The following is a 24,855-nucleotide window of genomic DNA, read 5'->3' as shown; positions in this document are numbered from 1 at the left end:
TTAGTGATTGAGTCTGCACCTTCAATTTTCAGATTATCTTTTTTATAAATATGTTTTTATACATATGCGTTTTAAATAGTGCTGTCTAATAATAAGGAAGTAAATCACTTGCATACAAATAAAGCTTACTAATACAACAATTGAGCTTTGAATGACGGACATTTCCTTACTTACTGTTTGTCCTAATTGATGAAAAATTAAAAATGCAAAACTGCTGTGGGCCATAGCCACTACAATCGGTAAGAAAAATAGTAACATCATTTGTCTTGTCACGATTTGCTTTAACTCTTTTTGGCTTAAACCTAATTTTGAAATCATCTGATATTGCTCTTGATCACGTTCTAAATCAGTAAATAGACGGAAATATAAAAAGCTAAGCGTAAACACAAAAAATACTATTCCCACCATTACACTTGAAATAGAAAGTAATCCGTTTTGTTGTTTCAATTCAATCCATTTTAAATACAAAGATGAAAAGGCATAATAATCCTCTTGATTCGTACCAATGAACTTCATAAGGTTTGTAGAAATCACACTTGTTTCAGACCAATTTTTAACGATAAAACCGTATATGGTGTAATCTCGGATTACGCCTTCTTGTTGAACATTTAGGACCTTATTGTAAACAGCATCAGAGACAATAACAGGTTTCCCAAACGCGCTCGTTAATTCTGGGATATAAACTGTTTTTTGAACAGAAAGTGGAACTTCTAGTTCACCATGCCTTAATTCAAAAGGTTCTAGATCCTCTGCACTTTTGTGTTTTTTCTCTGATCGTATAACGATACTTTCATTTTCATTTGTTAATTTCTCTATTTCATACCCTAATTTTTTAGCGTATTCATTATACGTAGAAAGATTAATTAAAACCGGCCCATTTTGTGCCCTTTTAAATTTTGTTGCTACAAGTTTATAAGAAAATCCAGATTCTTTTAATTGCTTTTTTATCTCATCAATATGCGCTTTTTCTTGTATATTCCCCTTATCCGATCGATAGGTAAATGCATATGGGGTCTCATGTTTTGCCAATTCAGGATTTGCGATAGCCGTACAAACTCCAATTGCCGTAAAAGCAACTGCAGATATAATTGTAACGATAAAGAACGTTCTCGCATTATCTTTCATTCGATACATCAATTCTGAAATAACAAGGAGATTCGTACTATTAAAGAATGTAGTTTCTCTATTTTTTAAAGTGGATAACACATATACACACAATTGAGTAAAGAAAAAATAGGTTCCACATACAATTAATAAGACACCTACTCCTACAAGTAGAAATAATTGATTTAAACGCATGTAATCGACCGCGGCGATACTATGGTGAACGCAGGAGTAACCTGCTCCAAATAAAATAATGACCAACAAGGATATCCAAACAGACACTATTGGCTCAGGTTTTGGTTTTTCATCTGATTTTATGAGTTCTACTAGCTCATTCATTTTCACCATTTTTGATGTAAACAATGAAATAAGTAGAAATAAAACAAAAAAGGACATTGCTGTTACTAGCATTGCCTTTAATGGAAAGTAAAATGCTAATGTTTGCTCTACTCCTAATAAAGACCCACTAACTAGTAAAAATAATTTAGAAAAAACCATCCCAAGTCCGATGCCTACTACTATAGAAGGGATTCCAATCAACATATTTTCGAAAAAAATTAATCTTTGAAGCTGTTGATGAGACATTCCATGTAACGTTAATAATCCAAACTCTTTTTTTCTATTTTTTAAAAATGCACTAACAGAATAGAAAATAAATAAGAAAGAAAAGACAAAGATTAAGTAATAAGATAGATGAAATCCTATTCTCCCAAATGTACTCATGATGGTACTTACATGAGTCAGTTCGCCTTGTAGGTTCGGATGAAAGATAAGTAGTCCATAAGTGAAAAAAATCAATACCGCAAATGTACTACTAAAAAAATGACCAAGATATATTCGTTGATTCCTTAAAACATTATTGAATGCGAGCTGTCGAAAAGTCATGTTTATCCCCCCCTAACATAGAAAGACTCTCCATAATATTTTTATAAAATAATGGGCGACCATCATTGTAGCAAACTTCATTGTATAACTGTCCATCTTTAATAAAAATAATGCGGTTACAGAAACTTGCAGCAACTAGGTCGTGCGTTACTAACATCATTGTTGCCTTTTCTTCTTTATTTAATCGTATTAATATCTCCATTACACCTTGGGAAGCTTTAGAATCTAAGTTTCCTGTTGGTTCATCAGCAAGAACCAATTTAGGAGAATGAATGGGGGCACAGGCAATCGCTGTTCGCTGCGCTTGCCCTCCTGATATTTCATATGTTCGTTTATTTAAAATTTCGTTGATTCCTAACTTATTCGAAATAGATTCTACTCGTTTATTTATTCTTTTCACATTCATGCCATCTAATACGAGCGGAAGAACCATATTCTCTTTTACTGTTAATGTACGTAACAAATTAAAGGATTGAAAAACGAATCCTAATTCCTGTCTGCGAAATAAGGACAAAACATTGGGTGAGAGTTGATACGGATTTTTATTATGAATGAATACACTGCCTGATGTTGGCGAGTCAATAGTAGAAACCATATTCAATAATGTTGTTTTTCCTCTAACCGAAGGGCCCATAATCCCAACAAATTACCCCTCTGTAATTGTTAAATTAATATTTAAAAGTGCTGTATGTGAAACCTTCCCTTTGTATTCTTTACTAAGATTTTTTACTTTTACTATTTTCATATGAGAAATTACCCCCAATTTTACACACTAAGAATGAGACTTGATAGAAGATGCCTGCCTACATTTTGACTTTTTTTAAAATACGAGTAAAGTACCATTCATTAATTGTCTAGTTTTGAATTTTCTTATTTAAACTGGAATACCTGGTCAAATGTATTAAGCGCGAAAATAACTTAATATCGTACCTCAGGATTTTTACGAATGATTCTGTTTTTCATTGTAGTAGTAAGGTTGTTTTTTACATATTGAATTATCTTTCATTTATCTTACACGCTTGAAATATTTCTGAAAATACAGTCTATACAGTCAATAAGCATGATTTTTTTTTGAAAGATATCATAGAGGGATTTTTCACATGCACCGTACTATAAAGGAAAGAATTTCCGTATAGATTTTACTTACAATTCATTGTATTTTCTTTACCGTTCACCAATTTCTTCCTCTATTTTTCTGTACATTAAAGGAAATGTTGAGATCTGATTAAAATAAATAAAAAAAGGTGTTGAACAAAAGTTCTACACCTTTTTTTGTAAATAGAAATAAAACAACACACCATCAACTGTATTATATACTCCATACTCTGCTCCATGAAGTTCTAAGATGTTTTTTGAAATGGCAAGTCCAAGTCCTGTTCCACCTTGCGACCGTTGTCTTGCTGTATCAACCCGGTAAAAACGATCCCAAATTTTATCTAATTGATCTTCGTCGATATGGGCACCTTTATTTTCAATACAGATTTTTATTCGACTTGGCTCATCTATTGTAGAAACAATAATGTCTTCTTTTTCTGGTGTGTAACGAATAGCATTCGTGATAAAGTTTGTGATTACTTGTTCCATAAGACGATGATTTGCAATAACTTCAATCGCAGAAAGATGTGTGTGAACATGTAATTGTTTTTTTATTATCTCCAAAGATAACTGATCACATATATGCTGAATGGCAATGTCAATATAAAAAACATCCATTTGCATTTTATACGTACCGGATTCAAATTTTGCTAACTCAAGCATATCTACAATCATCATATCCATCTTATCTACTTCTTTTTCCATAGCCTTAAAGTAATATTCTCTCTTATGATCTGCAACACCATCTTTTAAAATAGAAATACAACTTTTCATAATACTTAGAGGTGTCTTTAACTCATGCGATACCCCGGAAATAAATTCTTTTCTTGTATTTTCTAATTTTTTTTCTTTCTCTATATCTCGCTGCAACTGTTCAATATGTGAGTGTAATGTACTTGAAAGTAAATTAACATTTTGGGATAAATCACCAATTTCATCTCTCGATTCGACTGAAACCCTTTCTGAGAAATCTAGGTTTGCAATTTGTTTAGTTGTCTTGTTTATTTGTAATAAGGGTTTGGCTATTTTTTTTGAATAGTAAAAAGAAGATAGAAAAATAAGAACCAACACAAGCAAAACAATATAGACATAATACTCTTTTATCATTTGTACAGCTTCATCAACTGGCTGCAATGAAGCCATTGAAAAAATGTATGTTACTTCACCATTCTTGTCCTTTATCGGTTTTATTATTATCTTATATTTAATATCATTCTGTTCATAATCTATTTCCTGTAAAGAATTGTAGTTAGCATTCTTTTTATTAAGCAATAAATTTGCCTGAAACTCCTGTACCCTTTCCATAAATAAGTTATTTGTATAAGCAAAATTAGATTGCTCATTCCCACCCGAAAGTTGAACATTTGTAATGTTCCCTTCTAGGTATGCTATAGGTAGTTGTTCTTCGAATGCTCTTTTATATTCTTTAGTATCTATTTCAGGGATTTCTTTAGAATTATATTTATTTTTTTGCTGTATTAAAATATCAGTTATTCTTTTTTCTAATATCGGATTTATCAAACTTGGATTTTTCGTGTTAGAGAATAAAAGATATGGAATAAATGTAGAATTATTTTCTATCCCCTGCAAAATAACTGCTTTTCCTAAAGGGAATATTTCATTTAACATCTCTCTTGTATAATCGCCCTCAAACTTGAAATTATACAGTGGTATAGAAATTGTAGAGTTCGTGAATTGCTTTTCTTTATTTTTAGACGGATCTAATTTTAATTCTATATAAAAATCATTTACATTCTTTAAATACCCATTACTATCTAATGTGGTAATCCATGTATTATGTTCTCGATAGAAATCTTGCTCTAGTTTTTGATTAACTTGTGAATTGCCTTCACTTTTTAAATAATCCTTTTGAAAAGAATTCACGTTTATTTTGACATCATTTACTTTTTTATTCGTATAAAATTGTTTAAAGAATATTGTTTGTCCAATAATAATGATTGCCAAAATGAACATACACAACACTGTTGTTATCATAAATAATTTTAATACAATTCCTCTTTTCAATATTTGACCTCCAGTTAACAAGCTGCTCGAACAATGATTATAACACTCTTAAATTTACCTTCCCATTCATTCCGTAATTTACCAATATATCTATTCACTATACAATCACACCAATAAATAACAGCTAAGATAGATACATGTTTTATAAAAAACTCCATTGATCAATTTGTTTGTGCTTAATATATTTACATCTAACCATCTACATATTTTGTAATACCTTTTAGTTACGCTTATATGTTACATGTTTTATGTAAAGATAAAATGCAGGGATAACCCTAAAATTGAAAATTTATTATAATGGTGTATTTGTAGTTAATGGGATTACATAATACAAAACATAATTTTGTACTAGAAACTTTTTGTTCCAAAAACGACGATCATTTTTGGTTAAAAAGGATTTCTTTTTATTTATTGACTATGAAGTAACCACATAGTTTATAGTATGAATATTATTCCTTATAGGAGGCAATATAAATAGATGGATAGCTATAAGTTAACTAAAAGTGATGTAATTAAGATTTTTAATACAACGAAAGAAACACTTCGATTCTATGAAGAAAAAGGATTAGTTCAGCCAAAGATAGGTAATAATAACTATAGACTTTATGGAAATGAAGACCTACAGAGAATTAGCCAAATCTTCTTTTGTAAAGATATAGGCTTTTCAATTGAAGAAATTGATTTAGTAATAAATAAGAGAAATATAATAAACAATATAAATATCTTACAGAACAAAAAAAATGATATTGAAACTGAAATTTATCGATTTATGGAAATGCACAAGAAAATTACTAGGCTCCTCGATCTCCTTCAAAATAGAAGTAGAAACTTCAATGAAATTCAGAGTGTCTATTTTGAGGAAAGAAAATATTATCACATCAAAGGAGAAAACTTTAATAGTGTAAAATCCTTTTTTGAGAAATTCCGTTCTATTTTTAAGCAAGGTGAATTTTTTCAAGAACAATTTATAACAATGTGTTCTATTAAGAATTTATTCAATGATGATCTGGGACTTTCAGTTTATTATCCTGTTTTTAACGATACAGAGATAGAGCATGTTGAAATTCTTAGTATACCTGCAGGTAATTATCTTTGCGTTGATTACGTATGTACAGAAGAGCATATGGATGAAATACGACGTCAAATATATACAAATATTACAGACTATATAGAGAGAAATGGTTTACAGTTTAGATCATGTAATGTAATTGAAACAGATTTACATGAATTGAATCTGTTTTATCCAGAAGAACAGATAATTATGAATATGCAAATTCCTGTTGAAGAAAAATCGAAACACCAAAAGAAATGAGCATTTTTATTCTGCCCCTTCTCCTCTGGGCATTCACTATACAAACAATGGCGAAGTCTTTAAACGGACTCCGCCTTTCGGATGTATCATGAATTACAGCAAGTACTACTTCTCCTCATAATATTTCCTCATACATTCATGTCTCTGTTTATTTATTGGAAAATTTTGCAACAGAACCAAATTTACGTTATTTCTTTGCGGAAATTGGTTGAGACCAAATATTTTTATCATTTAAGTGTACTTCAAAAACATATATAGGCTGAGAGAAACCTTTTGTATCAGTATAGTAATCTATATTATATTTTGTAATGAATAATGTATCACCTGCTTTGAAAGATCCTATAGGATCAAATTCTCCTTGTCTCAGTTTTTGAAATGCTTCCTTTGGAGAAAGAATTTCAACATCTCGAACATGTGTTTTTTTTGTAACGTAATCTTTGTAAACAGGCATTTTTTTCCCTTCGTCTTTTAACTCTATTGATGTTTTTATAGTAACTTGAGACATATCAGTTTTTGTAATGGGATCAATAGGCATATTTCCAAATTCCTTCATTTGATACGAAATCATTATTCCGAGTGCAACGAAACTTACTGTAATGGGAAGGTATAAATATTTGATTATTTTTGTATTTGTTTCATTTTTTCCCAAAAATATAAGAACTATATTTAACACAGAATATCCTAGCATCATGCCTATAGTATTATGAAGTAAATCCGCTAGTTCCATACTTCCGCGTTGCAATGTAAATTCAAGAATTTCAATCAATAAACTTGCAATAATTGAGATGATTAACATCCATTTTGTTTTTTGAAAAACCTTACTAAATAAAGGGAATAAAATTCCTAACGGAAACAGCATACCTATATTTAAAATAATATGGAAAAAAGAAGAAAACGAAAAGATATTCCATGCTTTTTTATAAACACTAAGTACATCGAAGTCAAACGTTCTTGCAAAAACCATATCATCTGAACGACCAAATGAAGTAGCTGATAATGCAAAGGAATAGTATCCTGCTATTAATACAAACAATATAATTTGTTGTACAGTAAGTTTTTTTTCTCCTTTACATATCTTTTGGTATACTACAAAATAGCTAAAAACAAATACAAGTAGTAACAAGAATGTGAGTAGTATCGCAGGAATCGCAAAACTAGTGATTAAATCGAAAATAAAGTTCATTTTACACCTCTGTTTTTATGAATTAAATATTTAATAGCTTTTATATACTATTTTAGATAGATTGTTACTCCTAATAATAATTAACATAAGATTATATACTGGTATCCATGTTCTATTGACTACGTATGCACCTTCAATTTTTGGGTTATCTTTTTTATGAATATAATTTTGTACATATGCATTTTATATAGTGATTTCTAATAATAAGGAAGTAAATAATTTGCATACAAACAAAGCTTACTAATACAACAATTGAGCTTTGAATAACAGACGTTTCCCTATTTGTTTTTTGTCCTAATTGGTGCAAAGTTAGAAATGCAATACTGCTGTGAATCATAGCCACTACAATCGGTAAAAAAATAGGATCCTCATTTGTCTTGTCACAATTGATGGTCTAGTTTCGTATTTCCTTATTTAAACTGTAATACTTGGTCGAATGTTTTAAGCACTAAAATAACTTGATATCGCACCACAGATTTTTCATGAATGTATCTGTTATTCATTGTAGTAGTGAGATTATTTTTCTCATATTGAATTGCCTTACATTTTGCTTACATGCTTGTAATATTTCTGAAAATACAGTTTATAAATCTCGCAGCAATGATTTTTTTTGGGGATATAGCAAAGAGGGATTTTTATATGCACATTACTATATCGAACTAGATTTCGGTATAGTATTTTTTTGTAATTCATTGTGTTTTCTTTACCAAACACGTATAAAAATCAAAATTATGAAAGTAAACTACTGGGTGAAAATTTACTTTTGTTATTATACAAACACCAAATTCTTCCTCATTTTAAAGTGGAAGAACTTTATTACTTAGATTGTCTATTAAGTGTGCTCCTAAAAATAGATGTCCAAATTGGGTACAATATATCCCGTTTGACATCTATTTTTATGTATTACAAAATATGAAAGGAATTATCATTTTAAAAAGTAAAATAATGTAAAAAATGATGTGTATTGGAATACTATGTTTAAGGATTACAAATTTAATACTTTTACAGGTGAAAGCGAAAAAGAAACAATCCAAACAGTAGCTTATCAATCATATAAACGTTTTACATGTGCTTTAACCTATAAAACTTTGGCTGCAGAGGTATTATTATCTTATACACTCTTTAATTGTATCAGTATTTAGAGTACCTAGAAAAAATCCATATATTTTTGAAAGAGGTTGAAAATTTATGATAATTTTAAACAAGTTCTTTAACACTTCACATTACAAAAAGATTGTACCTTTATTATTCTTTCATGTTTAACGCTTATAGGCTGTTCCAATATTAATACTCAATCTGAACCACCTAAACAAACCAAACAAGAAAATACAGGTAATCATTCTTTTGCTAAACTCGAAAAAGAATTTGATGCTAAGCTCGGTATTTATGCATTGGACACTGGTACAATCAAACTTTTACTTATCGATCAAATGATCGTTTTGCATATGCATCTACATCTAAATCATTAGCTGTGGGCGCTCTTTTACGTCAGAACTCAATAGAAGATCTTGCTCAAAGGATTACATATACTCGTGAAAATCTTTCTAATTATAATCCAATCACAGAAAAGTATGTTGATACAGGAATGACCTTAAAAGAACTTGCTGATGCTTCTGTTCGATATAGTGACAGTACAGCACATAATTTGATTCTTAAACAATTAAGTGGTCCTTCTGAGTTTGAAAAAATATTGAGAGAAATTGGTGATACTGTTACTACTTCAGAACGATTTGAACCTGAATTAAATGAAGTGAATCCAGGGGAAACACATGATACCAGTACACCAGAAGCGATAGCTAAGACGCTTCAATCTTTTACAATAGGAACTGTACTTTCACCTGAAAAACGTGAACTATTAGTAGATTGGATGAAGAGAAATACAACTAGAGATAAATTGATTCGTGCGGGCGTACCAAAGGGATGGGAAGTAGCTGATAAAACAGGTGCAGGATCTTATGGAACAAGGAATGATATTGCAATTATTTGGCCACCAAATAAAAAGCCAATTGTTCTTGCAATACTTTCTAATCATGATAAAGAGGGTGCTGAATACGATGATAAACTTATTGCAGAAGCAACCAGAATAGTGTTAAATACTTTAAAAACTACGAATAAATGATAATAGGTTAAAACTTCTCCATTTTTACGTCACAGTATTGTGACGTTTTTTTTAGGTATTTCACGAAGAATTGACCATTTAATGTTACGGAAGCAATTCAAAGAATAACCCGATACAACCTAATTTTTTCTAATTTAGGCGGGTGTTTTTTCTTTTAGGGGTCACCATACATACCCATCAACTTATGAAATCAATTGTTCTTAAAAACGAAAAAAACGAACCCCAATCTCATAACTAACTGTGAAGAGGTAAACTTTTCGTTATGGAGGGCTCTCAAAATATTAGCTTAATGGGTATGGGGTAATTTGTTATTTCTAGCATGCTGGGCATGTGATGCTACCCCACATCTATCAACTTAAGAATGGAAATAAAGTGTACTTTCATTTTGTGGGGTAAAGCATTCCTAAAATAGAAGCATACTCTTAATAATACGCATACCAAATAAACCCTATCGTTTTATTTAAAGTCAAGGAAATAGTAATGAAATCCTATATTAATGCGATTGAATATAATGTCACACATTTTATAAGGTAAAAAGGAAAGGATAGATGAACAGGAGAGTATACCTGTTTACATCTATCCTTTTTTACAACAATATGACCACATTTACTACTACAACAAGGATTTTTACCACAACAAATTTTCATATAGTTATTGAACTATTTTTTGAATAACTAAATTAACCTCTTCATTAACTTTAATTACGAATAAATGGTCCCCTTCACCTTCAATTGGATCAACTACATCTTCATTAAAAGATTCAGCATGTTGTCTACCATATCTATTAAACTAGCGATTTTTATTTTCCCTGATTCCTTTCCTTACCTAAGATACCCAAAAGTCCACTGGATTCCCGAGGCTACCATCCACATTTGTGTCTCTGAAAAGGCATTTTGTTCCAATAGACGTAACTGTAGATTCCTGAACAAGCAAAATCATGAAAATACGCACAAAGATAGATTATCATCCATTACATTACTGTTTTGCTTCGTTCGAATAGAAAAACTCGGAAGAACGCCACTTGTTCGATATCTCCTCAATGTGATAAGGTGTCGTTCTGCAGCATCCACCTATTAAACGTGCACCTGCTTGGTACCATTCTTCAGATTGAATATCCAACGCGTTACATTGTTCATGACCATGCCATGTTTTTGATTCTGGATTATAAGTTTCACCCGAGTTTGGATAAACAATAATCGGTTTTTTGGTGTTTGCCCTCAACTCTTGGATTGCACCAGTCACAACGGTTACTGGCGCACAATTGATGCCTATCGCTACAATTTGTTCACTTTTCTCAAAAGCTCGTGCACACTCCACGAGTTTCATACCTTCACTAATCTCTTTCTCATTTTTTAGCGAAAAGGAAAGCCAAGCATATGTTTCTGGAAACTCACGCAATAATGTATCTAATACTCTTGCTTCTTGTAGGGATGGGATCGTTTCAAATGCCAATAGATCTGCACCTGCTTCGATTAACGCTGACATTCTCGAACGGTGAAAGTCTGCTAATGTTTTATCTGTCACACCATAGTTGCCTACATACTCTGAGCCATCTGCAAGGTAAGCCCCGTACGGACCAACTGATGCAACAACCAATGGTTTAGGCCTATTCGTTTGCGTATTTTCCTTCCAAAAATCATCTCTTGCCCTTCTTGCAAGTAACACCGTTTTCTTAATTAATTCCAAAGCTTCCTGTTCTAGTATTCCATACGCGGAAAAACCACTAATAGTAGCTTGATAGCTTGCTGTTATGGCACAGTCCGCTCCAGCACGAAAATAGTCCGAATGAACCTGATAAATTAGTTCCGGATTTTCTAGTAACACACGTGCCGACCAAAGGGGATCGTCCAAATTACATCCATGCGCCTCCAATTCTGTAGCTAATGCTCCGTCAAGAAGCATAATGGAATGTTGGGATAAAATAGCATCAATTGGGTTGATTTTGTTCGACATAATCTACGCCCCTCTTTTTTAGATTTTTTGTTAGATAATAACTTCCATAGCAAAACAAAATAAACGGTATGCCGCAATATAAGGCAATTCTCTGTGTTGGATCGAATGCAATTCCAATACACGATGCCAGACAAAGGATAAAAGAAGCAATTGGTACTAATGGATATAGTGGTGTGCGATAAATCAAGTCCTTTTCAGAATTTCCTTCTTTCAAAAATTGTCTGCGAAAAAGGAACTGGGAAGCACTAATACTCATCCAAACTACAACTACTGCTAGACCGGAAATGGAAACAAGTACGATATAGATAGTATCTGGTGCCACAATACTTGAGAGCAAAGCCAAAGCTCCACCCACCATGCTGAAAATGACGGCGTTGATTGGAACACCTTGCTTCGTCATTTTTCCAAAAATCGGGGATATCGTATTCTTATTAGCAAGCGACCAAAGCATTCTAGAAGAGGCATAAAGGCCTGAGTTTGCCGCAGATAAAATGGCTGTTAAGATAACGAAATTCATTATGTCAGCTGAATATGGCACCCCAATTCGTTCTAGAACTGCAACAAAAGGGCTCTCTAATACCCCTGCATCGGAAATAGGCAATAACGCAGATAAAACAACAATCGTTCCTACAAAAAAGATGATTAATCTCCACAGAGTAGTTCGAATGGCCTTCGGTATCATTTTTTCCGGGTTCGCTGTTTCTCCAGCTGCAATGCCTATTAATTCTGTTCCCGAAAAAGCAAAATTAACCGCAAGCATGGTCATTATAATGGCCGTAGCACCATGAGGAAATAAACCTCCACTTGTAAAATTAGAAAAGAATGGTGCTGCTTTTGAATGAGTCATCGGAAGAAACCCTAGCATTGCCGCTACTCCTAAAACAATAAAAATCACAATAGCTATAACCTTTATCGATGAAAACCAAAATTCGGATTCGGCGAAAAATTTAACAGTCAGGACATTTAATACAAAGATCAAAATGGCAAAAAGAGCACTCCATACCCAAACATCAATCGATGGAAACCATCGCTTCATTAGTAATCCTGCGGCTGTAAATTCAGAACCTAAAGCAACAGTCCAAGTTAACCAATACAACCAGGCTACTGTATACCCTGTACCCGGTCCAATGTATTTAACTGCATAACTATGAAATGCGCCCGTTTCAGGCATATGTACAGAAAGCTCTCCTAAACATAGCATAACTAGATAAACCACTAGCGCACCAATCAGATAGGATAGAATTGTTCCAAACGGGCCAGCTTGTTGAATAGTGTAACCCGGGCTTAAGAATAAGCCAGTTCCAATCACCCCACCAAGTGATAGCATGACTATATGACGTGCTTGCATTTTCCTTTGAAATTCTTGCCCATTTTTGTTCTCCATTTCTACTCTCCTTTAGTTACTATCCAGAAAAAACAAAAACGCACTCTAAAAAAGAGGGCGCTACTGACAAATAAAAACGGAAGCTCTCATCTATCAGGATTATCACCCGCTGGAATTAGCACAGTGTCTACTTAAGCAGACCTGTTGCTGAGGTTTCATAAGGCCAGTCCCTCCACCTCTCTGGATAAGAAATATTTTTTTTATAACCTTATCAATCCATTCAATAACTGTCAAGATAATTCTGTTTTTTTGAAATTTTATCTATTATAGAAATACAAAAAATAGAGTATTTCTATAACTGCAACCCACTCCTTCTTGGGTATTATTTAAAAATCGAACATACAAAACAGGAGAGATTAGAGTGCCAGCTATATGGAAAGCTAATCGCTATTTTCCTGTGCCCCTCTACGATGTTTAAAATGCGCTAACTTCTTTTATAAAAAAGAAACAAGAATTAAGTGAATATAAAGCAATTGGAATGATTAAAGATCATTTACACATTTTATATCGAACCATACAGCAAAACACCCAAGAAATAACAAAGATTCTAATCCGCCTGTTCCACTTACTCCAGAAGAATGGCCGGAAATCTCATCGATACGAGAAGAAAACAGTCTTTGATATTTTAGGTGTTGTCTATGAGCATAATGGTTTGAGAAAACAAAAGAAAGCTGCATAATTTTTAAAAACGATACCTATCTAGATTTATTTGGTATGCTCGTTTTTAAGGACACAAAATATTTTAAGAGTTTTTTCGTTTATACGAACGAAAGTTCATTGTGTTTCCACTCTTAAGTTGATGGGCATGTATGGTGACCCCTATTAAGAAAAAAATGCAATTATTTTTCTTTCTTTAATCGCATTCTTCTATTTGATCGCCTTCTTCACCTGTGTTTACTGCCGAACTATCCGTTCCGCCTCCCACTGCATGTAGCTGTTTAGTGTTAGAACTTTCGATGGCAGCGTTTGTTCCCGCTGCACTGTCATCCCCACCACCACTTGCCACTTGAGTAGCACTAGCCTGTTTCTCACGGGTTCTATTAATTTGATTTTTGATGATGAGTACAACTTCTGCTTCTTCATCCGAAGTTTCTTTTTTCATTTTATGTGGCTCAATCTGATCCCCACTAATTCCTTTATTTATCGCTTCGCCTCCAGCGCCCACCGTTTCTTGCTGTCGTATATTCGATGAATCGATTGCTGCATTACTTCCTGCTACACTATTTTGTCCGGCTCCACTGGCAATTTGTGTTGTATTCGGTGCAAATGTAATCTGATTATTAATGACAATGACAATTTTTCGTCTATCATCAAGATTTCCCAAATTAATTTCTTGCCCATCTTTTTTTACAAATCGAAACGTTATTTTTCCGTTATTTCCCATCCACTCACCCCCTTTGTAGTATTAAAAGACAAAAGAATGATAATGGATTGGACAAGGCTATTTTTTTTAACTATGTGCACCCCGCCCACAATGAAGGATGTATTCCTATGACTACTTTCCATAAGAAGTGAATGTTATTTTTCTAAAGCCATTCCAAAGTAAACTTTTAAATAATAGTTTACTTTCAGTTTCTATAATACAACCCACTAAATGTTAATATATATAATAGATATTCACTTTATATAACAAGGGGGAATATTATGACTGAAACAAACGAATCTTCAGGAGCCAATTTTAAAAAAGATGTAAAGTTTTCTATTATAATCCCTGCACACAATGAAGAAAAGTACATTAGAAAATGTTTGGATTCAATTGCAAAGGCATCAGAGGCATATAAAGATCAAACTGAAGTCATAGTTGTTTTAAATCGTTGTACAGATAAAACAGAGGAAATAGCAAAGTCTTATAACTGTATTACATTAAAAAATAACGATAAAAACTTATCCAAAATCCGAAATGCTGGGGCCCAAATAGCTAGTGGAGAAATAATCGTTACTATAGACGCTGATACCCAAATGACAGAGTCTATGTTGTCTAATGTAGATAAATATTTAGCTTCAGATAAATACATTGGCGGTGGGGTAACTGGGAAGTTTGAAAGAATATCTTTAGGAATATTCGTTTCCGCAATGTTAATAATAATCCCCTTACTTTTTAAATATGGAGCTATATCTGTAGGGATTTTTTGGTGCTATAGAAAAGACTTTATGGCAATCAACGGATTTAATGAAAACATGCTTATGGCAGAAGATGCAGATTTCGCTAAACGGTTAAAAAAATGGGGAAAGCAAAATAATAAGAAATTCGGTACCATTAAAAACGGAATGATAACTTCATGCAGAAGATTTGATAAATATGGAGACTGGGCTTTACTTAAAAATCCAAAAGTAATCTTAGCCTACCTAAAAGGAAAAGATAAAAAATATGCAGATAAAACATATTATGATAACCAGGAAAGATAACTGTGAAAATCCCTAAACAAATCATCATCAAAAGTATACATTCAGGATGTTGATTTATCTCTTTTCTTTAAAGACGATAATACAAAGAAATATAAAACAGCTAGTATTATTCCAAAAAGAGCATTCCATACCAAGTCAGGTACCATAAAAACAAATGAAAACAATATACCTAATGAAATTACGCCAAATATCGCATAAATAAATAGTTGAACTAAATGAATTTTTTTAGGAGAATTCAGTTTACTTAAGACCTTTTTTGTAAACCAATCAATAATGAAACTGGTGTGAAAAGAAAATAAAGTTATTTAATTTTTAAACCCAAAACAAGCATAACCCCGTTCTAAATTTAGGACGGGGTTAAAATTTAGTTGTTTAATTTTCGATATAAGATACTTCACTGTACTCAAAATATAACAATAAAATCGTTTAAAAATCTATGGCTCATTCAACAATAGCACCCTTTAATGAAATCAATCACGATTTTTCAGCTTATGCATCGAAAGTATTTTTCTTTAATGTTAGTGTTACTTTACCTAATTTAACGACTCCCACAATTATAAAGAGCAAAGGTATTAAAAATAAGAGATGCCCTATTCCTGGAGCAAATAATGTTACCGTAGACAAAGGACCAAATAATTTAGGAAATCCAATCAAAATAATCAATGGCAGCAGCCAGTTAAATACTAATATAGACAACCCATTTAGAATCCTACGGAATGTTGTTACTTTACGATTTTTAGGTTTGAAAATTCTGTAAGCTGAACAAACAATTAAAGCAACTATTGCCAGTAAAATCAAATCAATAATTACATATTTCATAAATGGATTGCTATCAGATATAGAAGGTTCTTCATTATGTACCAGCTTGTTTATCCCGCTTATGATGGCATCATATTCATTAAGATTAAGATAATCCATTGAATTGATCTGCAAGCTGATGCCATACTCCCCATCTAACACAACTTTTGAGTATGTATTTTCTGTCCATCCATTATGCGAGATTCCTTCATTATTCACTTCCCATCCCATTGCATAGTAGGTATCATTCCCCATGAGTGCTGATGGATGATGCATTGTGGTCATTGCATTCGCTGATAAAATACTTTTTCCTTTGAATTCTCCCTGATTCAATTGTACGATCATGTAATTTGCCATATCTTCCGCACTGGAAATAAGGTAACCTGAAGAAACAGTTCCTTCATGGATTAATTGCTTTGTCGGCACCTTTAATCCAAATACAGTTTGGTATCCAATCGCAATTGCATTGTTTGTATCATCTTTTGGGTTAACATAACTATTGTTCATTTCAAGCGGCTTGAATATGAATTCATTGATATACTCTTTATACGATTTATTCGTAACCTCCTCGATGACTAAACCTAAAATGTTATAATTTAAATTCGAGTATTGATATTGTTCGCCCACAGAATATGTCAATTCTGTATTTGCCAAGCTTTTAATATGTTCTTTTAATGTTTTATTCCCTTGTGATATAGATACTTGACCATCATTTGTAGAAAGACCGCTTGTATGATTCAGTAAATGTTGAATGGTGATTTTTTCAGATGCTTCTTCATCTGCAATTTGAAACCAAGGTATGTAGGATTGCACCGGTTCTTCTAGGGAGATTTTTCCTTGTTCCACTAACTGCATAATGGCAAGGGCCGTGAACGATTTAGTAGTCGAACCAAGAACGATTGGCGTTTGCGATGTCATTTTTGTCCCATCTGGATTTGAAACACCATATCCTTGTATATATTCCGCTTGATCTCCCTTTACGATAGCCAATGATGCACCAGGAATGTTCAGTCTCTCTATCTCATTTGTCATAAACTGATCAATCTTAGAAATATCAAAACTACCATTTGTAGATTCGTTATCGTTTGCAAATACAACTCCGTTAACACTTATCATTAGCATTAGTATGGCGATTACGAACATTTTGCCTATTGCAAATTGACTTTTCCTCATAACCTGTTTTTCTCTGATTTTATTCCCGCATGTAGAACATTTAACTTTTTCTTGCTTAACAAAGTTTATCATTTCAGTCTCCTTGTCTACCTTGTTATCTGAATACCTACAGCGATACAAACTACTTATATTTTCAACCAAAAAAAATTAATTGCAATTTTAGATTAAGACAATCCTTCACAAATTCTACACTAATATTAACATAAATATCCAATTAGATTCGCGATTTTTATTCCATTAAATGGCCGGATTGTTGAATAACATGACTTGCGTTTTTTAAACGACTTTATTGTAAATTAAACAACTTTATTATCTCTGTACAGCAGCCTGGATATTAATAGGACTTCTCATGTAACCTACATAATTAGTAAACCCCTGAATGAAACTAAATATTCTGTCAATACTGTATACAACCCATTTCTTAACCATATTCCATGATTGGAGCAGTTAGCTTTTGCTAGCTGCTCTTTTATTTATGAAAAAGTAAGATTCTTTATAATGACTCTTCTTTATTTCTCAATATAAAGAGCCTTGGATTTTCGCTAACAATTCCGTTATTGGTACAATTAGCGTGGGTACCGAACCTGTTGGTATAGATATTACACCAGATGGAATTCTTATTTACGTTGTAAATAAAACAAATGTTTACATAGACAGAACATAGATTTTATATAGACATGTACAATTTTTGTTCATGTTTTTAATTGAAACATACAAATAAAATGGTGATAAGTAATTATCTTTATCATTGAATAATTTTTATTCCGGCACCTATACTGGGTGCTCTTTTTGGTTCTGGTGCAAAAACTTCAAAATATCTAAAAAAAGTCTTTCAGACTTGGACATACTGATACTATTACTCTAAAAAAGGATGTGATTGGTATGGAAAAGCAAAATCTATTCTTTCAGAAATAGAAGCGATGCATATCATTAAAAAAGGCCAACTTATTTTACGGGACAAGTCTGTCCAAAATGAAATGAAATGAAGTGAAGTTTATTCATCAACTATTCGGAATGTCTGCATAAGAATAGATTCCATTAGGAATCAATATACCTCTTTCAAATAAATACAATCTTTGCACCAGAACCCTTTCGAGGATAGCGATGGGTAATGGCATATGCCCATCATTCGAAGAAAGGCAAATATCCCAAATTAAAATACCCTCTTTCAAAATATCGAATGGGGGTATTTTATAGCGGCTTAGTTAATATTGACTTGTAACATTTTGATTTTTCTATATAATAAACACTAAAATTCTTTCTAGTTAATTATATCTTTGAATAACAACAGCATTCCATAGTACCTCTTTTGGAAGTGAAAAAATTATGCTACATGGTATTAAAGAAAATAATCAAAATACAACTATTTACACATAAACTGATTAATTGTTTACAAACAAAATCAATGTTTAGTAAATCTTATTATTCGTGACACAATTATTGCAGTTATTAAGATAATAATAGCGGTTATCAAACCAGATTCTCCAATCCAAATCTCAGTTTGATGTCCTGTACTTGCACGCGCGAAAGGTCCTTGAATAATGGCATTCCAAGTAGTATGGATGATAACCGAAGGCCAAATGCTACCTGTTAAAAGTCGTAGATAAGCAGTAATATAACTGAATGGTACAATACAAAAATAGATGCCAAGTACAGAGAGAAAGATAGATGTTCCCTCTACGTATAATCCAGCAATAACAATTGGGACATGCCACGTTGCCCAAATCAATCCACTAATAAGGATGGGACGTGAAAATTCCGCATCGACTAGCCTTGTGAGCATATACCCCCGCCAACCCATTTCTTCCCCCATAACTGGGATTAAGTTAAGCAAGCTTCCTAAAACGCCGCTCAATACTACTAGATAAATGAAACTGAATGGTGCCGGTAAATACTGAAGTCCAAGTATATTGTAGATTGGTTCTAACATACCACCTTCGGGATGCTGAAACCTCGCAATTCCGCTCAACCAGGCGATAGAATAAGTAATTCCACATATTATCATAGGTATTAACAGAGCAAGACCAATCCCCTTCCATATCTTTAAGTTACCGAGACTAAAAGATACATCTTTAAACCCTTCTTTCAGTATTATGCGAGTCAAAATAGAAGAAAATGCTGGGGTAAACATATATACCACAATAAGCGGCATACTTTTAGTAATTATTACTACTACATTTAGGATAATAGAAGTAATGATTAAGATACTCAGAAAGAGTTGAAGTCCTATTTTAGCACGTTGGATTTTATCTTTATTGTGGAACGATTTTGCGTGTAATATCATTGTAATCCGCCCTTCCCCTTTAATTCACTTGTTTATCGAATTTACTTCTTGTCATTTCCACAGACACACTTTAGAATAAAAATATTTTGACATACAGATCATTCATCTTTAAAATCCCTCCCAAACTCATAATCTAGTCTTACTTGCGACTCATCAATGTAATTATTATTTATAAGTTGTCATAGCCGTTAGTACAAAAGTGTAATGATTAACCTATGACTTGTGTCAATTTAACCTTATGACAATATGTAACTAGAAAATATGATATGGAATAGATAACAATTGAATTAAGGCAAAGGATTCATGCAAGTACATGAATCAATCTTGCTTATAAAAATAATTCAATTGAGGTGGCAAAGATGAATAAGAAAAGGATAATTGCAATGGTTAGTACAGCTTTATTAGTCACAGGATGTGTGGAAGTAGGAAACGCTCAAACGGTAGCAGTCGAAAATTCAGGTCAATCAATCCAAAAAAATATAATTAAATCAATACAATCACAAGCTTACCCATTAAAAACGATAGAGCCATCAAAAACATTTGAGGATTTAAAACCACTTAAGAAAATGATTGGGAGCGCACAATATGTAGCATTAGGAGAGAATACTCATGGAAGCTCTGAAATTTTCACTATGAAGTTTCGACTTGTGAAATATTTGGTTACTGAGATGGGTTTTACAAATTTCACAATGGAAGAAGATTGGGGAAACGGCTTAAAGCTAAATGAATATATCCAAACAGGAAAAGGAAACCCTAGGGAATTTTTAAACTTTTTATATCCTACTGATGAAATTATAGCCATGATTGAGTGGATGAAAGATTATAATGCTGATCCATCCAATAAAAAAAAGATCCAATTTATTGGGCTCGACTTAAAGGAGTTGGACCAAGGTTGCTTTAATAAAGTAATTGATTATGTAAGGCTGCATCGACCAGATTTGCTGGCAGAAGTAGAAGAAAATTATAAAGAATTGTCGGCTTTTAATGGAAGTACACAGGAATATATGGACCTTGCTCCTGAAATAAAAGAAAAGTTCAAAGCAAACGCTGAGAGAGTAGCTCGATTACTAAAAGATGAGAATAAGCAAGCCAACACAGAAATAGTTTCACCCGAGTACATCTGGGCGAAAGCAACGGCAAGTGCAATAGAGAAATTTACCACAATGCTAATTCCTAACGACTATCCAAGTATGTTAAAGCTACATGAGCAATACTTGGCCGATCATGCAATGTGGGCACAAGAGACATTGGGTGGTAAAACAATGGTATGGGGACACAATATTCATATAGCTAAAGGAATTATCGATGAGAAATTATACCCTTATGTTGCGGGGCAATTTTTGAAGGAACGTTTAGACAATAATTATGTCACAATTGGCAGTACAACTACGGAGGGGAATTTCACCTTATACAACGCCACTGGAGATAAGATTACAACGGATCTGATTCCACAAGATATAAATAGTTTCAATTATACCCTCGGAAAAGTACCATATAAAATGTTTTTATTGGATAACCGTCACCTTAAAGGACCAGCAGAGAAATGGGTTAAAGCAAAAAGACCATTACTAAGTATAGGGGCACGACTCTTACCGAACGAATCGGCATACTTTGATAAGTCATTGCTTGAGCAATTTGATATTATTTTTCACATTCGAAAAACAAGTCCATCTCATATTAAATAAAAGTACAAAACAATCCCTTCTTGCATCTGCAAGAACGGGATTATTTTATGGAGATTAATATAAGCATCTTTTTTAACCAGAAGTAGGTTACTCTCCCCTTTTTAGCATCATTTAGAAATGTCATATGACACTTTTACACTAGTGAGAATGACAAAAAAAGCAGTACAATTCGGTTATTACATAGATAGGAGTGATGAACTTTATGAAATTAAGATTCATCCAGAATGGTTATTTTTTATTGCTAACTTTCGTTACAGGATTGTTCTATTTTTGTTTTTATCTAATAGCTCTGCTATTCAGCTTCACCCTTTCATTTACGGTAATTGGGATTCCACTAGTTATACGCGTACTACAGACTACTACACCTTTTATCCAATTCGAGCGCATACAGACGAAAATTTATACAGATATTTCAACAGACTCTTATGATAGAAGTATAACAATAGATACATCGAACTGGACTCAGGTGAAATTAGTGCTTACAGATCGCCGTACTTGGTCTGCTGTCTATTGGTTAATGCAGAAACTTACGATTGGCATTTTTAGTCTTATTAGTGCAACCATTTTTTATGTAATGCCACTTATGTTCCTGTTGGCACCACTACTGTATCGCTACATCGAAATGAATATTATTTTCATACAGATAGATACTTTTTCCAAGTCACTCTTTGTAATGTTTATGGGTATAGTATTTACCGCCATAAGTATTAGAATAGTAGATCGTTTGACAAAGAAAATTGGGGGCTATACACGTAGTATGATTCGGCAACTAAATCAATAGAAGTTTGCAGTCTGTGAGTAGTATCGCAGTTTTAAATTTAAAAGTATAATAAGACATGAAGGATTAAATTTTAATATAGGAAGTAAAATGGTAGGCTATTTAGGGGGTAAATGACTTGTTAGATATGGTTAAGTATTGGTTTTGGTATGATTGGATTATGTTAGGGATACGTCTACTTACTAGTGTGTCTATCATCCTAGCTACATTAAGTTTTCAGGATGGGTTAACATTGCCACTTTGGATCATTATTCTTTGGGAGGTTGTTGCCTTCTCAATTCCATGGGTAGCCTTACTGTTCAATTACAAATATTACTTGTTCACAGAAATACTGCTGTATGGTGGACAATGTATATATTTAACCTCATTATTTCCGGAAGCTTACAACATATTTCTTATATCGGTGTTTCTAATTGCTGTAAATAGTAAGCATTTGTCCTATTATTGGACAGCTCCAACAACAGTTTTTATAACAACTGGAATTTTCTATGCGGTTGCGCCAAGTAATAGCTATTGGGCTATGGTCACCTATTATGGATTCGCTTATGTAATGGGATTCGCTTTTCATTTATTAATCGCCAATCATAAGCAAAATGAAGCAATTCGTAAACAAAACGCAGTACTTGAGCAATATATGTCTCAGATTGAACGCATTACACTGGCAGAAGAACGGAACAGGCTGTCGAGCGAGCTTCATGATACAGTTGGTCACGCTTATACTTCTATTATTATGGGGATGGAAACGTTGCGTACCGAACTTGCTACTGAAATGGGTATACAGAGGCTAGATTCTCTGCTTGAAATGGGGCGTAAAAGCATCGAGAACGTGAGAGGTTATCTACACCAAATGGATTCTCCGTGTCAATCCCCTTCCTTGATTCAATCTCTACAAAATCTTGGAGCCGAATTTCAGGAGCACGCTCAGGTAAATGTAAGTTTTAGGACATTCGGAGAGGAATATCAATTGTCTCGGCAAGCGAAGATCGCATTCATTCGTTGCTTACAAGAGTCCCTTACGAATGCAGTACGTCATGGTCAAGGGACTGAAATTATAGTTTCATTGCAGTTTGAACAACAATATACGAGGTTAGAAGTTCAAGATAATGGAACAGGAAATGTAGAATGGCAGGAAGGCTTTGGTATGAATGCGATGAAAGAGCGGGCAATGAATTTGCAAGGTCAATTGTCTGTATATACAAAGCCAGAGGAAGGAATGCTTGTTACTTGTACCATACCACGACAAACTGAAATAAAAGATGGACTTATTCGTTTGTTAATTGTAGACGATCAGCCATTTGTTCGGGAAAGTTTGAGAACACTACTCGATAGATATGAAGATTTAAATGTAGTCGGTTTGGCTGAGGATGGCAATCAAGCCATCGATTTGTGTGGGCGCCTTCAACCCCATGTTATACTTATGGATTTAGATATGCAGCACATGGATGGAGTCGAAGCAACCAAAAAGATTAAGCAACAATGGCCACATATCCGCGTATTGGTTTTTACAACTTTTCAGGATACCGAACAGGCGTTGGAATCATTTCGCAATGGTGCGGATGGTTTTTTACTCAAATCTATTGAAACGTTGGAACTAGCTAATACGATTCGACTTATTCACAAAGGTGGGACACTAATTGATCAGGGAATGTCTCACAAAATATTTGAGAAGTTTGATGAGCAAAAAGAGACACCACAATCAAAAGCAACCGCTTATGAGCTAACAGCTAGGGAGATAGAAATATTGCAACTAGTAGCAAAAGGACTTCGATACACTACCATAGCATCAAGGTTATATTTATCGAATGGTACGGTCAGAAATTATGCTTCCACAGCTTATACAAAGCTAGGAGTCCGTAACAAAGAAGAAGCTGTTCAAAAGGCTCTAGAAATTGGAATTATTGAATAAGAAAAATGTTTTTTGTTTCTTTACAGCAAAGTAAACTGTAGTTACAATTTGCAATAAAGGATAAACTTACGAATTTAACGAATTCCCCGAAATAATTCTTCTTCCTCAAGCTTGTGAAGGGCGTAGCCCAACGATAGTAACATTATGTTTCTATAAAAACACCCTATAGAATAGACTTTTTTAATTGTCTATTCTATAGGGTACATTTTAGAATGAGTGTCTTTTTTATAAGCATTAATATCTTTATACAAACGAAGAAATAGTGACCATTATTCCTCTCAATGCAATTGTCCCTAGCATTCCTAGTAATACAACTTCAGTTAAACAAATCAGATCTGCAAGACAAATTGAAGACTGAGACAAAGGAACAAACGGCACTATTATAAAATATAAGAACTGATTATCTAAAAACAACTTCTGATAACGATAATTATGGAAACGAGCTGTCCAGACTGGCTAGCTCTATTTTGTTAATGATATGTATCCGCTTGGTCATAACCGCTGCCTAAACGTTATGTCTAAGTAGTATAGCAGTCGTATGACTATAATTGCAACCACATAGTACTGATAAAAATCATCTATCCCAGTGACAGGTTAAGGAGTGGTGAATTTTATATTCCACTTAGTAGAGATACACGAGTAGTTGGGATACGGTGATGCGAAATGCAGACACATTTATATTCTATATGGTTATTGAACTACCCCCACTTTCACTTCGTTTAGAAGAGGGGGATTCCTAAGTAAAGAGTTCTATCGAACTCTAAT

Annotated in this window: 13 protein-coding genes, 6 pseudogenes and 1 riboswitch; of the genes and pseudogenes, 8 read left to right on the top strand and 11 right to left on the bottom strand. The window is 33.2% G+C overall.

What is annotated here, in order from left to right:
* Nucleotides 1–42: 42 nt before the first annotated feature.
* The 3 genes and pseudogenes from BAU27_RS08065 to BAU27_RS08055 form a co-directional block, all read right to left on the bottom strand.
* Nucleotides 43–1,989 (bottom strand): FtsX-like permease family protein, encoded by a 1,947-nt coding sequence (locus BAU27_RS08065; RefSeq protein ID WP_071770591.1) that lies wholly within the window; start codon nucleotides 1,987–1,989, stop codon nucleotides 43–45.
* Nucleotides 1,961–2,734, bottom strand: a pseudogene (locus BAU27_RS08060) (ABC transporter ATP-binding protein). Before BAU27_RS08060 ends, BAU27_RS08065 begins: the two are co-directional and overlap by 29 nt.
* 515 nt (nucleotides 2,735–3,249) lie before the next feature.
* Entirely contained in the window at nucleotides 3,250–5,109 is a 1,860-nt protein-coding gene (locus BAU27_RS08055; RefSeq protein WP_071770590.1) for a HAMP domain-containing sensor histidine kinase, read from the bottom strand.
* Between the two features lie 478 nt (nucleotides 5,110–5,587).
* On the opposite strand from BAU27_RS08055, the gene BAU27_RS08050 reads away from it, so the two are divergent.
* Nucleotides 5,588–6,421: a MerR family transcriptional regulator gene (locus tag BAU27_RS08050; protein WP_071770589.1), complete on the top strand. Its 834-nt coding sequence runs from the start codon at nucleotides 5,588–5,590 to the stop codon at nucleotides 6,419–6,421.
* A 187-nt stretch (nucleotides 6,422–6,608) separates the two neighbouring features.
* Here the strand turns inward: BAU27_RS08050 and BAU27_RS08045 are convergent, their stop codons facing one another.
* Both BAU27_RS08045 and BAU27_RS32825 read right to left on the bottom strand, forming a co-directional pair.
* Complete coding sequence (locus tag BAU27_RS08045; RefSeq protein WP_071770588.1) at nucleotides 6,609–7,604, bottom strand: VanZ family protein; 996 nt, start codon at nucleotides 7,602–7,604, stop codon at nucleotides 6,609–6,611.
* A 154-nt stretch (nucleotides 7,605–7,758) separates the two neighbouring features.
* Nucleotides 7,759–7,991 (bottom strand): annotated as a pseudogene (locus BAU27_RS32825) (ABC transporter permease); the annotation flags it as partial.
* 801 nt (nucleotides 7,992–8,792) lie between these two features.
* Between BAU27_RS32825 and bla the strand changes: the two are divergent.
* Nucleotides 8,793–9,723: pseudogene (gene bla / locus BAU27_RS08030) on the top strand (class A beta-lactamase).
* A 975-nt stretch (nucleotides 9,724–10,698) separates the two neighbouring features.
* Here the strand turns inward: bla and mmuM are convergent.
* Nucleotides 10,699–11,676, bottom strand: a complete 978-nt coding sequence (gene mmuM, locus BAU27_RS08025; RefSeq protein ID WP_071770586.1) for a homocysteine S-methyltransferase — start codon at nucleotides 11,674–11,676, stop codon at nucleotides 10,699–10,701.
* Nucleotides 11,651–13,060 carry an S-methylmethionine permease gene (gene mmuP, locus BAU27_RS08020; RefSeq protein ID WP_016130533.1) on the bottom strand — a complete coding sequence of 470 codons (1,410 nt, stop codon included), beginning with the start codon at nucleotides 13,058–13,060 and terminating at the stop codon, nucleotides 11,651–11,653. The genes mmuM and mmuP overlap by 26 nt, the downstream gene beginning before the upstream one ends.
* A gap of 83 nt (nucleotides 13,061–13,143) precedes the next feature.
* A riboswitch (SAM riboswitch) is annotated at nucleotides 13,144–13,251 on the bottom strand.
* Nucleotides 13,252–13,404: 153 nt separating this feature from the next.
* Here mmuP and BAU27_RS08015 point away from each other — a divergent pair.
* Nucleotides 13,405–13,739 (top strand): annotated as a pseudogene (locus BAU27_RS08015) (IS4 family transposase); the annotation flags it as partial.
* 174 nt (nucleotides 13,740–13,913) lie between these two features.
* Here BAU27_RS08015 and BAU27_RS08010 read toward each other — a convergent pair.
* A complete protein-coding gene (locus BAU27_RS08010; RefSeq protein ID WP_071770585.1) occupies nucleotides 13,914–14,444 on the bottom strand; it encodes a hypothetical protein in 531 nt (176 codons plus the stop codon).
* A gap of 260 nt (nucleotides 14,445–14,704) precedes the next feature.
* On the opposite strand from BAU27_RS08010, the gene BAU27_RS08005 reads away from it, so the two are divergent.
* The gene (locus tag BAU27_RS08005) at nucleotides 14,705–15,466 is read left to right on the top strand and encodes a glycosyltransferase family 2 protein (protein WP_071770584.1); all 762 of its coding nucleotides are present in this window, start codon (nucleotides 14,705–14,707) and stop codon (nucleotides 15,464–15,466) included.
* Nucleotides 15,467–15,955: 489 nt separating this feature from the next.
* On the opposite strand, the gene BAU27_RS07995 is transcribed toward BAU27_RS08005, so the two are convergent.
* The gene (locus BAU27_RS07995; protein ID WP_071770603.1) at nucleotides 15,956–17,437 is read right to left on the bottom strand and encodes a serine hydrolase domain-containing protein; all 1,482 of its coding nucleotides are present in this window, start codon (nucleotides 17,435–17,437) and stop codon (nucleotides 15,956–15,958) included.
* Nucleotides 17,438–18,324: 887 nt separating this feature from the next.
* On the opposite strand from BAU27_RS07995, the pseudogene BAU27_RS32820 reads away from it, so the two are divergent.
* Nucleotides 18,325–18,463 (top strand): annotated as a pseudogene (locus BAU27_RS32820) (IS6 family transposase); the annotation flags it as partial.
* A gap of 376 nt (nucleotides 18,464–18,839) precedes the next feature.
* Here the strand turns inward: BAU27_RS32820 and BAU27_RS07985 are convergent.
* On the bottom strand, nucleotides 18,840–19,721 hold the full coding sequence (locus BAU27_RS07985; RefSeq protein ID WP_071770583.1) for a CPBP family intramembrane glutamic endopeptidase: 882 nt from the start codon (nucleotides 19,719–19,721) through the stop codon (nucleotides 18,840–18,842).
* Between the two features lie 359 nt (nucleotides 19,722–20,080).
* On the opposite strand from BAU27_RS07985, the gene BAU27_RS07980 reads away from it, so the two are divergent.
* The 3 genes from BAU27_RS07980 to BAU27_RS07970 all read left to right on the top strand — a co-directional run bounded on the left by BAU27_RS07980 (nucleotide 20,081) and on the right by BAU27_RS07970 (nucleotide 24,090).
* Nucleotides 20,081–21,406 (top strand): erythromycin esterase family protein, encoded by a 1,326-nt coding sequence (locus BAU27_RS07980; RefSeq protein WP_071745322.1) that lies wholly within the window; start codon nucleotides 20,081–20,083, stop codon nucleotides 21,404–21,406.
* Between the two features lie 202 nt (nucleotides 21,407–21,608).
* On the top strand, nucleotides 21,609–22,187 hold the full coding sequence (locus BAU27_RS07975; RefSeq protein WP_071745323.1) for a sensor domain-containing protein: 579 nt from the start codon (nucleotides 21,609–21,611) through the stop codon (nucleotides 22,185–22,187).
* A gap of 115 nt (nucleotides 22,188–22,302) precedes the next feature.
* Nucleotides 22,303–24,090: a helix-turn-helix transcriptional regulator gene (locus BAU27_RS07970; protein ID WP_071745324.1), complete on the top strand. Its 1,788-nt coding sequence runs from the start codon at nucleotides 22,303–22,305 to the stop codon at nucleotides 24,088–24,090.
* Between the two features lie 243 nt (nucleotides 24,091–24,333).
* Here BAU27_RS07970 and BAU27_RS32815 read toward each other — a convergent pair.
* Nucleotides 24,334–24,462, bottom strand: a pseudogene (locus BAU27_RS32815) (homoserine dehydrogenase); the annotation flags it as partial.
* Nucleotides 24,463–24,855 lie beyond the last annotated feature (393 nt).

Source organism: Bacillus sp. NH11B (assembly GCF_001884205.1).
Taxonomy (GTDB): domain Bacteria; phylum Bacillota; class Bacilli; order Bacillales; family Bacillaceae_G; genus Bacillus_A; species Bacillus_A proteolyticus.
This window is presented reverse-complemented; position numbering and strand designations above follow the sequence as displayed.

What these genes read in the sequence shown, in the direction of transcription:
- BAU27_RS08065 (WP_071770591.1), bottom strand. Translation starts at nt 1,989, where the DNA reads ATGACTTTTCGACAGCTCGCATTCAATAATGTTTTAAGGAATCAACGA.
- BAU27_RS08050 (WP_071770589.1), top strand. Translation starts at nt 5,588, where the DNA reads ATGGATAGCTATAAGTTAACTAAAAGTGATGTAATTAAGATTTTTAAT.
- BAU27_RS08045 (WP_071770588.1), bottom strand. Translation starts at nt 7,604, where the DNA reads ATGAACTTTATTTTCGATTTAATCACTAGTTTTGCGATTCCTGCGATA.
- mmuM (WP_071770586.1), bottom strand. Translation starts at nt 11,676, where the DNA reads ATGTCGAACAAAATCAACCCAATTGATGCTATTTTATCCCAACATTCC.
- mmuP (WP_016130533.1), bottom strand. Translation starts at nt 13,060, where the DNA reads ATGGAGAACAAAAATGGGCAAGAATTTCAAAGGAAAATGCAAGCACGT.
- BAU27_RS08010 (WP_071770585.1), bottom strand. Translation starts at nt 14,444, where the DNA reads ATGGGAAATAACGGAAAAATAACGTTTCGATTTGTAAAAAAAGATGGG.
- BAU27_RS08005 (WP_071770584.1), top strand. Translation starts at nt 14,705, where the DNA reads ATGACTGAAACAAACGAATCTTCAGGAGCCAATTTTAAAAAAGATGTA.
- BAU27_RS07995 (WP_071770603.1), bottom strand. Translation starts at nt 17,437, where the DNA reads ATGAGGAAAAGTCAATTTGCAATAGGCAAAATGTTCGTAATCGCCATA.
- BAU27_RS07985 (WP_071770583.1), bottom strand. Translation starts at nt 19,721, where the DNA reads ATGATATTACACGCAAAATCGTTCCACAATAAAGATAAAATCCAACGT.
- BAU27_RS07980 (WP_071745322.1), top strand. Translation starts at nt 20,081, where the DNA reads ATGAATAAGAAAAGGATAATTGCAATGGTTAGTACAGCTTTATTAGTC.
- BAU27_RS07975 (WP_071745323.1), top strand. Translation starts at nt 21,609, where the DNA reads ATGAAATTAAGATTCATCCAGAATGGTTATTTTTTATTGCTAACTTTC.